The following is a 13,292-nucleotide window of genomic DNA, read 5'->3' as shown; positions in this document are numbered from 1 at the left end:
CGCTTAGAACAGGTCGCGCAGCCAGCACACGAAGCGATCCCACAGCGATGCGCGGATCGGCTTGACCTCGCGGTTCTGCAGCAGGCGGCGGCGGATGCTGGAAACCTCGCCGGCCTGGATCATCAGCTCGCGGCGCTGTGCGGGCATCATCCAGGAAAGGTCGGGACCTTCGTCCTCCCATTCCTCGACCTCATCGACGCTCTCGATATAGCTGTGATCGGCGGCAACGGGCTCGGCTTCTGGTGCGGGCTCGACCACGTCCTCGGCGGCAGGCACTTCGTCCCACACCGGCTCGTCGCCCCAGCCTTCTTCGACCGGCTCTTCGAGCGCGGCTACCGGTTCTTCCAGAGCCTCTTCGACAACGGGTTCCGGCTCGACAGCAGGCGTTTCGTCCCAGACGGGTTCGCCAGTCCACTGCTCTTCCGCAGCAAGTTCGTCCTCGAGCACCGCTTCTTCCAGCGGCGCTTCCTCGACGAACTCATCCTCGGCGAGTGCTTCTTCGACCGGCTCGGGCTCGGCAACGGGAGCTTCGCCCCAGACGGCTTCGTCGGCCCACTGCTCTTCCGCCACAGCATCGTCTTCGGCGACGGGCGCTTCCTCGACCGGCGCGACCTCTGCAGCAGGAGCCTCGTCCCAGACGGGGCCTTCCGCCCATGCCTCGTCAGCAGCGGCTTCGTCTTCGACGGCCGCTTCTTCGATAACCTGTTCGGGCTCGGCTGCAGGCGCTTCGTTCCACACCGGCTCTTCGTTCCAGCCCTCGCTGACGGCGGCATCGTCTTCGATCACCGCGTCTTCGACGGGCACGTCTGCAGCGATATTTTCTTCGGGCAGGTCCTGCTCGATCACGTCGAGTTCGACTTCGTCCGGATCGACCGGAGCGGAAAGGTCCTCGGCGGTTTCGAAGCTGTCCTCGATCACGCCAGCATCGGCTTCGGCATCGCCCTGATCGAGTTCGGCTTCCTCGAGGACGGGCTCAATCGCCTCTTCCTCGAACGATTCTTCAACAAGCTCGAGGGGCTCAATTTCCGCTGCCTCTTCGACGACGGAGCTGTCCTCGAAGGCAGGCATCTCGTCGATGACCGGCTCTTCCTCGAAAGCTTCGGCGGGAGCGGCCTCTTCAGCCTCAACTTCGATCTCTGCAACCGGCTCATCGTCGACAGCAGGCTCTTCGAGCACAGGCTCGTCGAAGTATGCGGTCGGGATTTCTTCGGCGACATCTTCGGGTGCCGACAGTTCTTCGGCGGGTTTGAACTCTTCGGTTTCAGCGAATTCCGCCGGGGCCTCGACGTCCCCTGCGCTTTCGAATTCGTCTTCGACGAGCGGCTGCGCATCGTCTGAAGCGGGAGCATCGCTGCCCATCTCCTCGATCGCGCGGCGCAGGTCGTCGAAAGCCGCCTCAGCCTTTTCGGCACCCTCGGCACTCGTCAGCTCTTCGGTCGCAGGCGCCTCGAGAACGTCCTCATCCTCGACCACCTCATCCGAGAAAGGCTCATCCAGGTCCGCCTCGCTATCGAGAGCCTCTGCTTCCGGCGCGTCCTCGAAACCCGTCTCTTCCTCGATCGGCGTTGCATCGAAGGCAACAGGTTCCGCGACCGCTTCATCCTCGAAGGGCTCTGTGTCGAACGCGGCAGGCTCTTCGAAGAAGCCATCCTGCGGCTCTTCCTCGCCCGGCACCGGCGCGGCATCCTCGGGCACGGGATTTTCGAAACTGATGGGCACGTCGATGCCCTGGAGGCCCTTGCCCAGCGGATAATATGCGTCCGCGTCGAATGCGACCGGTTCTTCCATGCCGAAATCGGTCGGCACTTGGGGCTGGACCGGCTGCTGGCCGGCGCGGCGGCCGAAACCGCCCTGGCTGCCGAAGTCCTGCGGCAGGAACTCGTTCATCATGTCGCCGAGCAGCTCGCGCTCGATCTCTTCACGATCGGGGCGCGGCATGCCGGGCGACATGCCCATGAGCGAGCCATAGCGCGAGGTCGACTTCGGCGCGTCTTCGTCCTCGTCGTCGAAGCTGTCGAAAGCCGAGGCATCGTCGTCGTCCTCGTCCGGCTCGGCGGTCTCGTCGACCGGATCCTCTTCCGCCTCGTCTTCATCCTCTTCGGAATAGGCCATGTCGGCGGAGGAACCGGCAAGCGAGGCATAGCGCGAGGGCAACTTGCCCGCGTCTTCCTCGACAACCTCGTCTTCCTCTTCCGCCGCATCATTGTCGAAGCCTTCGAGGATCGCATCATCCTCTTCGCTTTCGGCATCAGCGGTGGAGCGCCAGTCGACGAAGGGAGGCAGCGCGTCCTCATCGACGGGCTCGTCGACGGCGTAATCGTCGACGGCCGTGTATTCATCGGCGGAGAAATCGTCGGCCAAGTGATCGTCGGCAGGCTCGAAAGCCTCGGGCTCGGCAGCGGCAGCTTCCTCCGCATCGGGCAGCTTGCGCATGCGCTGCAGCTGTTCCTCGATGGAGGGGACCGAAGCTTCGGGATCCTCGTCATCGGCCAGCTCTTCCTGCGAAGAAGGGCGCAACAGGCGATCGAGATTGAAGGAGGCTTCCGGCAGCACCTCTTCCTCGGCCTCGGCGGCGAAATCTTCGGCAGCGAAATCTTCGGCAGCAAAGTCTTCGGCGATCTCGTCTTCCGCGCTTTCGAGGCTTTCGGGAGCGATCGGCTCCTCGTCGGTCGCCGCGGCGATTTCTTCTTCGGTCGGCAGCACGGGATAGACGGAGAGATCCTCTTCCACATGGTCCGCGTCCATCGGGGCGAGGCCGAGCATGGCAGAAGGCTGGCGGATACGCTCTTCAGCGGCAGGATCGCCAGCGGCTTCCATGATCTGCGCGCCGCCCGTTGCCATGGCGGCATGCGCCTGGTCGAGCTCGTCCTGATCCACGACCAGCACCATCTTCTTCTTCTTGCGCGCTCCGCCCAGCGAGGAGAGGCTGCCATATGCGTCTTCGCGCACGCCCCCTCTGCGGGACATACGGGAAGCGAGAGAAGATTCAGAACGCGCCGGAACTGCCATGAAAGCCATCCTAATGCCGATATGGTCACCTTAAGATTGGCGATCTTGGTTATGATCGCGTTAATATTACACTAAATTTTCAGCTTTTCTGCGGCTTCCAGCGAGCGATGAAGAATCCATCCAGCCCGCCTTTTTCCAAGAGCATCCCCGGGTGAGTACGTACCCAGCCCTCCACACCTGGCATTAGCCCGTCAGGCAATTCATCCCGGTTAACGGGATCGGGCACCAGCTCCACTGCCCCGGCCTGCTGCTCGCCCTCCTCCGGCTCGAGCGAGCAGGTGGCGTAAACCAGCCTCCCGCCCGGCTTCACACAGCGCGCCGCACGGGCCAGCAACAGCGATTGCAGCTCGGCCATTTCGGCGATGTGCCGTCCGCCGATACGGTGGAGCACGTCGGGGTGGCGGCGGCAGGTGCCGGTGGCAGTACAGGGCGCATCGAGCAGCACGGCATCGAAACCCTCCTCCGGCTCCCACTCCAGCGCATCGGCAACGACGATATCCGCCGAAAGCTGCGTCCGCGCGAGATTCTCGCGCAGGCGCTCCAGCCGCTTGTCGCTGATGTCGAGCGCGGTCACTTTCCAGCCGGCCGCGGCCAGTTGCAGCGTCTTGCCTCCGGGCGCAGCACAGAGGTCGAGCACGCGCCGCGCCGCGCCTTCGCCCAGCAGGCGTGCGGGCAAGGATGCGGCGAGGTCCTGCACCCAGAAGGCGCCTTCCTCGAACCCTTCAAGCTTCTCCACCGCAACGCCGCGCGGCAAGCGGATATGGCCGGGCGCAAGGCTTTCGCCGCCGAGTTTCGCCGCCAGTTCATCGGTTTGCGACCAGTCGCGCAAGGTGAGGTCGAGCGGCGGCGGGGCGGCGATGGCGGGTGCGATCTCCTGCGCCAGCTCTCCCCAGCGCGCGAGCACGCGATCGGGCAGGGTCGGCACTTCGGGTAGCGTCACCTGCTTGCGGGTGAGCGTGGAGAAAACGCCATGCGCCAGCCTCCGCGGTCCGCCATCGAGCAAGGGCAGGCCGGTGGCGATCACAGCATGCGGAGGAGTATCGAGCCGCAACCAGCCCGCCAGCATCAGCCGCAGCACCATGCGCGGCTTGGCATCGTCGGGCAGGCGCTTGCGGGTGGCCGAATCGATCAGCGCGTCGAGATCGGCGAGCCAGCGCAAAGCCTCCCCTGCCAGCGCGCGAGCCAGCGCGCGATCGGCAAAGCCATCCACGCCCTTCAGCGCTGCGCGTTCGGCCACATCCAGCGTCTCCCCCCGCCGCAGCACCGCGTCGAGCAGTTTCAACGCCCCGCGCCTGGCGGGAAATCCGGCGGGAGTATCGGTCAGGAATTGCGGACGTTTGGCCATGGCACGGCCCTTAGGGTGCATTGCATCGCGGCGCCAGTGCGCCCATGATGGCAGGCATGACGAAGCGCGCCACCACACGCCCTGAGGGCTTCACCAAGCCCGCGCATTGGAGCAACGATCCGCCGCCCGCGCCGGAGAAGGCGAAGGATGACGAAGAGCTGTCACCCACCCGCTATGGCGACTGGGTGAAGGACGGCATCGCCATCGATTTCTAGGAGTCCGAGCGCTCGTCGCGCGGTTCCGCCGGTCCGAATATCCGCTCCCACGGAATGCGCGCCAGCGCCACCAGCATACCGATCATCACCACTTGCAGCCCAATCCCCCAAGGGCTCGCGAGCGTCTCGCGGAAGGTGTCACCCAGCGTATATTCCTCCACCAGTTCGGCCGATCCGGCATAGATCGAATAGGAGACCAGCCGCCCGGCGAAGAAGGCCAGCGTGAAAGGCAGGATGCGAATATTGGCCAGGCCGACCGCTGCGAAAAGCTGGGCGGATGGAACGGGTGACAGCGCGAACAGGGCGAGCGCGGCAATGCCATGGCCCTTGCGCCGTTCGAACGCCGCGCGCGCGGCAGCAAGGTTGTCCTTCGTCCTCTGCGAGACATGGTGCGACAGCAGGCGGAAGCCATGCGCCAGCAGGAACCGCCCCGATGCAGCCGCCAGCGCGCCCACCAGCACGATGCCTGTCGCCGGCAGGTCGGTCGACAGGCCGAACAACACGATCACAGACCATGTCGGCGGCCCGAAAGCGGGCAGCAGGTTGATCGCAAAGACGACCGCGAAAAGGATCAGATATTCGGTCACAGCCCGCACATGTGGCGGGGAATGCTGATCAAATCCAGCCCGCCAGTTCGCGGCGGACGAGCGCTTCCAGCATCGCCATGCCCACCTCGCCCGCATTGAGGCAGCTTAGCGCGGCGAACTGCTCGCCGCCCGCCTCGGTGAATTGCTCCTTGCCCCGGATCGCCAGCTCTTCCAGCGTTTCGAGGCAATCGGCGGAGAAGCCCGGTGCGGCGATGGCGAGACGCTTCGTGCCCTTCTTCGCCTCTTCCTCCAGCACTGCGTCGGTGGCGGGTTCCAGCCATTTGGCGCGGCCAAAACGGCTCTGGAAGGTGGTGACCATGCGGATATCGGGGCGCGCCATGGCCGCTTCCAGCAGGCGCGCGGTCTTCCTGCAATGGCAGTGGTAGGGATCGCCGAGTTCCAGCGTCCGCTGCGGCATGCCGTGGAAGCTGAGCAGCAAGACTTCGGGCGTGAAGTCCAGCGCATCCAGCTGTGCGCAGAGGTCCTTCGCCAGCGCATCGATATAGGCCGGATCGTCGTGATAGGGGGGCATGACCCGCAAGCTCGGCTGCCAGCGCATCGCCCTCAGCGCATCGCCTGCCTTGTCCACCACCGTCGCCGTCGTCGCGCCGGAATATTGCGGGTAGAGCGGGGCGAGCACGATGCGCTCGCAGCCCGCTTTCATCATCGCGTCCAGCTTGTCGGGGATCGAGGGATTGCCATAGCGCATCGCCCAATCGACCTGCACGCCATCGCCCAGCAGCGCCTGCAACTTCTCCGCCTGTTCGCAAGTGATGGCGGCGAGCGGCGAACCCTTTTCGGTCCACACCTGCTGGTAGGCATGCGCGCTCTTCTTCGGGCGGACATTAAGGATCACGCCGCGCAGGATCGGTTGCCAGGCGATTTGCGGGATCTCGACCACACGGGGATCGGAGAGGAACTCTGCCAGATAGCGCTTCACCGCCTTAGGCGTAGGCGCATCGGGTGTGCCGAGATTGACGACGAGGACGCCCACGCCGCCGCTCTTCACGGGCGGATGGTCCGAAGGAAGCTGCTGTTTCTGCCAGGTCATTGACGCGTCCTTAGCGCCAAAGCGGCGCTTTGCACTACGGCCTTAGAGCCCGCCCGAAAGCAACGGCAGGCGGCGCAGGCGCAGGCCCGTGGCGGAAAAGAGCGCATTGGCGATGGCGGGCGCGACGGCGGGAACGCCGATTTCGCCGGGATCGAAACTCTCCTCCTCGCTCTCGACAAGCTCCACGCTGATGCGCGGCATGTCCGCCAGCGTGGGCAGGTTGAGGTCGGCCAGGCGCGCGGCTGTCGGCCACCCCTCGTCATATCCGGTGGCGCTGCCCAGCGCGAGCGAGAGGCCAAAGACGATCCCGCCCTCGATCTGTTGCATGGCGATGTCGCGATTGACCACGCGGCCGATATTGACCGCCGCGGCAATGCGGCTGACGCGCACGCCGCCTTCGCCCGCTGCCGCCGTCGCGACCACCGCCACCCGGCCCCTCGCCCCGCCGCGCTCCATCCGGTGGCAGGCAATGCCCTGCCCCGTGCCACGCGCGCCGCCATCCCATTCGGAAAGCCGCGCCGCGCGTTGCAGGCAATCGACCAGCAGCGCGTCCTGCCCCAGCATGGCGATGCGGAAGCTCACCGGCTCGAACCCGCCACGCACGGCCACTTCGTCGATGAAGCTCTCCAGCATGAAGCAGGTCATGCCATGCGCATTGGCGCGCATCCGCCCGGACGGCAGAGGCAATTTAACGGGAATGTGATCGACCGCGAGATCGGGCACGGCATAGGGCATGTCGAGCCCTTCCACCGCCATCGGATCACCCTCTCCCGCCACCTCCTCGATCGCGGACCAGCTGGTCTTGTTGTCGAACAGGCGGCAGCCGAATTCCTTTGCGGCAGGCGGCGTCGCCACGCGCACGCGCATGGCGGCAATGCGCCCTTCCTGCGTCAATTGCGCGCCGATCAGCGCAGCGGCTGGCGGGCGCGGATGGGCAGCGAGCTGCTCCTCCGCGCGCGACCAGACGAGCTGCACCGGGCGTCCCAGCTCGCGCGCGATCAGCGCGGCCTCGATCGCCTGTTCGTGCTCCAGCCGCCGGTCGAAGCTGCCGCCTGCGGGCATGGGATAGAGCACGACATCGCCCAGAGAGAGGCCGATGGCCTTGGCCGCCGCAGCGCGCGCCGCCTCGGGCGCCTGGCTCGCCATCCACAGCTCCAGCCTTCCGGCCAGCAGCCGCGCGGTGACAGTCGCGGTTTCGGGCGTGGCGTGGATGGCGGGCGCGATGTCATAGCGCAGCGCGAAATCGGGCGTGTAGGCGGCATCGCCCTGCCCACGCTCCACGATCCGCTGTGCCGCCCCGCGCCGCACGCCATTGTCGAGCGCGGTCTCGATCCGCTCGCTGCGAACGATATTCTCTGCCGCGAAGCGCGGGTTCATCACGGTGAGTGCCTGCTCCGCCGCCCACCAGTTGGTCGCCGCCGCCGCCAGCCAGCGCTTGCCGCGCACGATGCCCACCATGTCGCGAATGCCGCCAGCCCGCTCGACATCGAAGCCGATGAGCTCGCTGCGGTCGCGGGGGCCGTGACGGATCGCGGCATAGACCATGTCGGGCAGGCGCACATCGCCCGCAAACTGGAAGCTGCCGTCGATCTTGGAGGGCAGGTCGAGCCGGGGAAAGGCGATCTCTCCGCTATCGTCATCCGCATCGGCTCCGGCCGCGAAGGACGGATCGCGCGGCGGCTCGGGCCGCAAGGGCGGGGGATCGGGCGGGGAGAAGTCGGCCGCTTCCAGCGCCAGCTCGCCGAAGGTCAGCCGGTTTTCGCCATGGGTGACGAAGCCGTCGGAGGCATCGCATGCCTCCCAATCGACGCCCCAGCGCTCGGCCGCAGCCATTTCCAGCATCGCGCGGGCAGAGGCGGCGGCGAGGCGGCAGGGCATTTCGTAAGCCGCCATGCTCATGCCGTCGGCAGTAGCAGTGAAGCGGCTCCCCTCGGCCCAGCGGCGAACCATGAAATCGTCCGCATCATCGGCCAGCGCGGGGATGGCGGGCCGCCACAGTGGTGCCCAGCGCGCGGCGAGAGGCAGGTTGGCATAAGCGCCGCTCACCGGCGCGGGCTCCACCGCCACTTGCCGCCAGTCCGCCCCCAGTTCCATCGCCATCACTTGCGGGAGGAGGGTAGTGATGCCCTGCCCCATTTCCAGCTGCGGCACGGAGACAGTAATCACCCCGTCGCTGGCGATCTTCAGCCAGGCATCGAAAGCGGTTTCGCCCTCGGACGGGTCGAGCGGGCTGTCATAATCGCGCGGGAGCAGGGACCAGGCGACCAGCAGCCCGCCGCCCACCGCGGCCCCCGCCAGCACATTGCGCCGCGTCAGCTTCACCTGCCCGATCCCTTTGTCACGGCGCTATTATTGCCCTCAGGACCTGGACGCGTCCAGCCATTCGCCCAGCCGGGCGGCGATGGCCAGGAACGCCTCGCCCTGTTCGCCATCATTGGCGGCAGGCGGCGTGCCCGTATCGCTGGCGACGCGAATGGCCATGTGCAGCGGAACGCGGCCGAGGAAGGGGTGACCCATGCTGGTCGCCGCGACTTCCGCCCCGCCCGCGCCGAAGGGGTCGGACAGCTCGCCGCAATGCGGGCAGACATAGCCGGCCATGTTCTCGACCACACCCACGATCGGGATTTCCGCCTGGCGGAACAGGTCGATCGCGCGCGTGGCATCGATCAGCGCAAGGTCCTGCGGCGTGGTGACCACCACCGCGCCATCGGGCTTGAACTTCTGCATCATGGTCAGCTGCACGTCGCCCGTACCCGGCGGCAGGTCCACCAGCAGCAGCTCGGCATCGTCCCATTCCGCTTCCATCATCTGCGTGAGCGCTTGCCCGACCATCGGCCCGCGCCAGGCGATCGCCTTCCCGCCTTCGACCAGCTGGGCCATGGAGAGGAGCTTCACGCCATATTCGCTCTCGACCGGGATCAGCGTGTTGCCTTCCGCCCTGGGCTTCCCGCGATCGGGATCGAGCAGCATGACCTGCGAAGGGCCGTATATGTCGGCATCGACCACGCCGACCTTCTTGCCCTGCCTGGCCAGCGCCACGGCGAGGTTGGCGGTGAGCGTGGACTTGCCCACACCGCCCTTGCCCGATCCGACGACGATGATGCGCCGCTTCACCTTGTCCGCCATCAGCGCCACGCGCACTTCATGGACGCCTTCGACGGCGCCGACCGCCTCTTCCAGCTCCTTCTGCAATTGCGCCGCGGCGCTGCGGCCAAGGCCGCCGGCATCGGCGATGATCGTCGCCACACCGTCGGCGAATTTCACCGATCGGACCATGGCGGAAAGTTCTGCGGGAATGGCTTGCTGGACGGTTTCGGTACTGCTCATGGCGCCCCTGCTAGCGCCTCGCAGGCGCACTTGCAGCGAAAATTGCACGCCCCTCCCCTGTTTTTTGCCGATTTCCGACCTATACAGATAGCCATGGAAAGACTGGGCGGATTAATCGAAAGGATCGCACTGGCAATGGCCGGCAAGCGGAACCCCTGGGGCAAACCCCAAGACGGCGCCGGTGACGGCGGTAATGACGGTGGTGATGGCGGCGACGGCGCGCCCTCCGGCGAAGGATCGTCGGGCGGGCCGCGCAATCCGTGGCTGCCGGGCGGCGGCGATGGCAGCGGCGACCGTCCGCGCCGCTCCGCCTCTATCGAGGATATTTTCAAGAATCGCGGGCCCGAAGGTCCGCGCCGCGCCGGTGGCGGCGGGGGAGGCCCGTCCTTCCGCCTGCCCGAACGGCCCGGCGGCGGCAGCTGGTTCCCGCTGGCAATTGCCGGGATTGCGGCGATCTACCTCTTCATCACCAGCGTCCATCAGGTCGCACCGCGCGAGCAGGGCATCGTCACCTATCTCGGCGGCAAATATGCGGACACTCTCGATCCGGGCCTGCATTTGACCATGCCCTGGCCGCTCCACACGGTTGCGATCGAGAATGTCAGCCAGATCCGGCTGGAGCGCATTCCCGACAGTGCGAGCGAGGAGAAGCTGATCCTCACCGCCGACCAGAACCTGGTCGACCTGAGCTATCTGGTGCGCTGGAACATCAATGACCTGGCGCTCTATCGCTACCAGCTGGCAGACCCGAACGACACGATGACCGAAGTGGCCGAGGCCGCGATGCGCGCCGCCGTTGCCGAGCAGGACCTCGATACGGTGCTGACCGGTGAAGGGCGCGCCAATATCGAGCTCAACGTGCGCACCAATATGCAGGCGGTTCTCGATGCGCTCGAATCGGGCATTGCCGTGCAGGGTATCGAGATCGAGAAGACCGACGCCCCGCAGCAGGTGATCGAGGCTTTCAACGACGTGCTGGCCGCGCGCCAGGATGCCGAGCGCGACCTCAACGAGGCGCGCCGCTACGAACAGCAGCTGCTCGCGCAGGCTCAGGGCGATGCCGCCGCCTTCAACAATATCTATGAGGAATACCGTCTGGCCCCCGAAGTGACGCGCCAGCGCCTTTATTACGAGACCATGGAAAACGTGCTCGCCAAGACAGACAAGACCATCGTCGAGACGGATGGGGTCGCCACCTATCTGCCGCTACCCGAAATCCGCCGCCGCGCGAGAGAGAGCGCCGCCGCGCAGAATGCCGGGGGACAGTAACATGTGGGAAAATCACAAGTTCACCATCATGGCACTCGTCGCGCTGACTGTAGTCGCGCTCAGCACACTCGTCATCGTTCCCGAAACGCATCAGGGCGTGAAGATCCGCGCGGGTAACCCCGTCTATACGATCAACCGCTTCGACCCCAGCCAGCGCTATGGTGAAACCGGCGCCGGCATCTGGTATCGCATCCCGATCTGGGAACGCATCCAGATGGTCGACCGCCGCATCCTCGACCTCGACATGGAGCGTGAGCAGGTGCTGGCGAATGACCAGCAGCGCCTGGAAGTGGACGCCTATGCCCGCTTCCGCATCATCGACCCCGTGCTGATGGTGGAAAGCGCGGGTGACGAAGACCGGCTGCGCAACCAGCTTGAGCCGATCCTGCGCTCCGTGCTGCGGCAGGAACTGGGGCGCCGCACCTTTGCCGACCTGCTGTCCGATGCCCGCACCACGGCGATGAGCAACATCACGGCGCAGCTGGACCGTTCCGCCCGCCAATATGGTGCGCAGGTTCTGGACGTTCGCATCAAGCGCGCCGACCTGCCCGAAGGCACGCCGCTGGCCGCCGCCTTCAACCGCATGCGCTCCGACCGCGAGGAAGAGGCAGAGACGATTCGCGCGGGCGGCCGCCGCGATGCGCAGATCATCCGCGCCGAGGCCGAGGCCAACGCAGCGCGCATCTATGCCGATGCCTATGGCAAGGACCCGGGCTTTTACGACTTCTACCGCGCCATGCAGTCCTATCGCCGCACTTTCGAAACCGGCGAGGGCGAAAGCGCGATCATCCTGAGCCCGGACAACGAATATCTGCGCCAGTTCCGCGGCAACCGCTAGATCGACTACAATTGTCGTTCAAAACCCGTTCAGGCGCGGTAGCCAGATTGCGCGGTCCGGGACTCGGAACCAATTTACCGCCTCATGCGATGAGGCCGGTGGAAGATAAAAGAGGATGAACAAGGACGTGAAGCCAGTGCGATATTCTTACGGTATCACTTCGGCCCTGCTGCTCGGCGGGGCGGCGTTGACCTTGGTAACGGGCTTTCCCGCAGGCGCGCAGGTGGCGCAGAACGAGCGGCCGGAATTCCACGCCGCCGCCCCCGCGGCAGGCGCTCCGGGCAGCTTTGCCGACCTGACCGAGGCGCTGATGCCCGCTGTGGTGAACATCTCCACCCGCCAGAGCCTGACGATAGAGGGGCGCGGCAACCGGCCGATCACCCGCGAAGGCCAGTCGCTCGGTTCGGGCTTCCTGATTTCGGCGGACGGCTACATCGTCACCAACAACCACGTTGTGCGCCCCGATGGCCGGCTGACGCTGGAACAGGCAACCGTCACGCTGTCCAACGGCACGTCCTACGATGCCGAGCTGGTCGGGGCCGACCCGGACAGCGACCTTGCCGTACTCAAGATCACGCGTGCCGAACCCTTCCCCTTCGTGCGGATGGCGGGCGCGCATGATGCCCGCGTGGGCGACTGGGTAATCGCGATCGGCAATCCCTTCGGACTCGATGGTACGGTGACCGCGGGGATCATCTCCGCGACCTACCGCACCACCGGGCGTCGCGGTGCCTATGACCGTTATATCCAGACCGATGCCAGCATCAATTCGGGCAATTCGGGCGGTCCGCTGTTCGACATGTCGGGCAATGTCATCGGCATCAACAACAACATCATCTCGCCCACCGGCGGCAGCGTGGGCATCGGCTTTGCCATTCCCACCGACGTTGCCGCACCGATCGTGCAGGCGCTGATCAACGGCGACGATATCCAGCGCGGTTACCTGGGCGTGCAGATCCAGCCGGTGAATGCCGATTTCGCCGAAGCGCTGGGCATTCCGGAAAACAGCGGCGAATTCATCCAGTCGGTGCAGCCGGGCGAAGCCGCCGAAGCGGCCGGGCTGGAAGCGGGCGACGTGGTGGTGAGCGTGAACGGCCAGCCGATCACCCGCGACCAGAGCCTGTCCTACCTCGTCGCCAATGTCGAACCGGGCACCACCGTACCGGTCGAATTCATCCGCAATGGCGATCGCCGCCGGGTGAATGTGACCGTGGGCCGCCGTCCCAGCCAGGATGAGCTGAACGCGCAGGCCTTCAATCCCGATGCCGAGCCGGAAGAGCCGCTGGATGCGGAAAATTCCAGCAGCCTGATCGAGGATGCGCTGGGCGTGCAGGGCCTCACCATCACGCCGCAGATCGCCCGCCAGCTGGGCGGCGATGCGGACATGACCGGCGTGGTCGTGGCCAATGTCGATCCCAATGCCGATGCGGCGCGCAAGGGCCTGGCGCGCGGCGCGGTGATCGAAAGCGCCAATTACCAGCGGATCGAGAACCTCGAGGACCTCGAAGCGCAGATCCGCACCGTGCGCGAGGAAGGCCGCGATGCCATCCTGTTGCGCGTGCGCCCGCGCCGCGGCCCGTCGGCAACCGTGCCGGTGCGCCTGCGCAATTCGGACTAGACCGGGCGGCCCAGGGGCCAATGAAAAGGCCGC

General features: G+C 66.0%; 10 protein-coding genes. 4 read left to right on the top strand and 6 right to left on the bottom strand.

Going from position 1 to position 13,292, the window contains the following annotated elements; translation table 11 throughout:
• Positions 1–3: 3 nt before the first annotated feature.
• Entirely contained in the window at positions 4–2,949 is a 2,946-nt protein-coding gene (locus tag E5222_RS11825) for a hypothetical protein (RefSeq protein WP_136694007.1), read from the bottom strand.
• Positions 2,950–3,088: 139 nt separating this feature from the next.
• Entirely contained in the window at positions 3,089–4,354 is a 1,266-nt protein-coding gene (locus E5222_RS11820) for an RsmB/NOP family class I SAM-dependent RNA methyltransferase (protein WP_136694006.1), read from the bottom strand.
• A gap of 56 nt (positions 4,355–4,410) precedes the next feature.
• On the opposite strand from E5222_RS11820, the gene E5222_RS11815 reads away from it, so the two are divergent.
• Positions 4,411–4,569 carry a DUF1674 domain-containing protein gene (locus E5222_RS11815; protein ID WP_136694005.1) on the top strand — a complete coding sequence of 53 codons (159 nt, stop codon included), beginning with the start codon at positions 4,411–4,413 and terminating at the stop codon, positions 4,567–4,569.
• Here E5222_RS11815 and E5222_RS11810 read toward each other — a convergent pair.
• Genes E5222_RS11810 through E5222_RS11795 form a run of 4 tightly spaced genes read right to left on the bottom strand, consistent with a single transcriptional unit; the run spans position 4,566 to position 9,534 of the window.
• Entirely contained in the window at positions 4,566–5,156 is a 591-nt protein-coding gene (locus E5222_RS11810; protein ID WP_136694004.1) for a hypothetical protein, read from the bottom strand. The genes E5222_RS11815 and E5222_RS11810 overlap by 4 nt on opposite strands.
• Positions 5,157–5,184: 28 nt before the next feature.
• Positions 5,185–6,207 carry a ferrochelatase gene (hemH, locus tag E5222_RS11805; protein WP_136694003.1) on the bottom strand — a complete coding sequence of 341 codons (1,023 nt, stop codon included), beginning with the start codon at positions 6,205–6,207 and terminating at the stop codon, positions 5,185–5,187.
• A gap of 42 nt (positions 6,208–6,249) precedes the next feature.
• The gene (locus tag E5222_RS11800) at positions 6,250–8,529 is read right to left on the bottom strand and encodes a molybdopterin cofactor-binding domain-containing protein (RefSeq protein ID WP_136694002.1); all 2,280 of its coding nucleotides are present in this window, start codon (positions 8,527–8,529) and stop codon (positions 6,250–6,252) included.
• Between the two features lie 36 nt (positions 8,530–8,565).
• Entirely contained in the window at positions 8,566–9,534 is a 969-nt protein-coding gene (locus E5222_RS11795) for an Mrp/NBP35 family ATP-binding protein (RefSeq protein ID WP_136694001.1), read from the bottom strand.
• 135 nt (positions 9,535–9,669) lie between these two features.
• On the opposite strand from E5222_RS11795, the gene hflK reads away from it, so the two are divergent.
• The 3 genes from hflK (at position 9,670) to E5222_RS11780 (ending at position 13,259) form a co-directional block, all read left to right on the top strand.
• Entirely contained in the window at positions 9,670–10,803 is a 1,134-nt protein-coding gene (hflK, locus tag E5222_RS11790; RefSeq protein ID WP_136694000.1) for a protease modulator HflK, read from the top strand.
• Positions 10,787–11,641: a protease modulator HflC gene (hflC, locus tag E5222_RS11785; protein WP_136693999.1), complete on the top strand. Its 855-nt coding sequence runs from the start codon at positions 10,787–10,789 to the stop codon at positions 11,639–11,641. The genes hflK and hflC overlap by 17 nt, the downstream gene beginning before the upstream one ends.
• 115 nt (positions 11,642–11,756) lie before the next feature.
• Positions 11,757–13,259 carry a trypsin-like peptidase domain-containing protein gene (locus E5222_RS11780; protein WP_136693998.1) on the top strand — a complete coding sequence of 501 codons (1,503 nt, stop codon included), beginning with the start codon at positions 11,757–11,759 and terminating at the stop codon, positions 13,257–13,259.
• Positions 13,260–13,292 lie beyond the last annotated feature (33 nt).

This window comes from Alteraurantiacibacter aquimixticola, assembly GCF_004965515.1.
In the GTDB taxonomy this organism is placed as follows: Bacteria; Pseudomonadota; Alphaproteobacteria; order Sphingomonadales; family Sphingomonadaceae; genus Alteraurantiacibacter; species Alteraurantiacibacter aquimixticola.
The sequence above is the reverse complement of the archived record's forward strand: the minus strand, read 5'-3'. Positions and strand labels throughout refer to the sequence as shown.

Excerpts from the sequence above, each read along its gene's own strand:
- E5222_RS11820 (WP_136694006.1), bottom strand. The coding sequence starts at position 4,354 with ATGGCCAAACGTCCGCAATTCCTGACCGATACTCCCGCCGGATTTCCC.
- E5222_RS11815 (WP_136694005.1), top strand. The coding sequence starts at position 4,411 with ATGACGAAGCGCGCCACCACACGCCCTGAGGGCTTCACCAAGCCCGCG.
- hemH (WP_136694003.1), bottom strand. The coding sequence starts at position 6,207 with ATGACCTGGCAGAAACAGCAGCTTCCTTCGGACCATCCGCCCGTGAAG.
- E5222_RS11795 (WP_136694001.1), bottom strand. The coding sequence starts at position 9,534 with ATGAGCAGTACCGAAACCGTCCAGCAAGCCATTCCCGCAGAACTTTCC.
- hflK (WP_136694000.1), top strand. The coding sequence starts at position 9,670 with ATGGCCGGCAAGCGGAACCCCTGGGGCAAACCCCAAGACGGCGCCGGT.
- hflC (WP_136693999.1), top strand. The coding sequence starts at position 10,787 with ATGCCGGGGGACAGTAACATGTGGGAAAATCACAAGTTCACCATCATG.
- E5222_RS11780 (WP_136693998.1), top strand. The coding sequence starts at position 11,757 with ATGAACAAGGACGTGAAGCCAGTGCGATATTCTTACGGTATCACTTCG.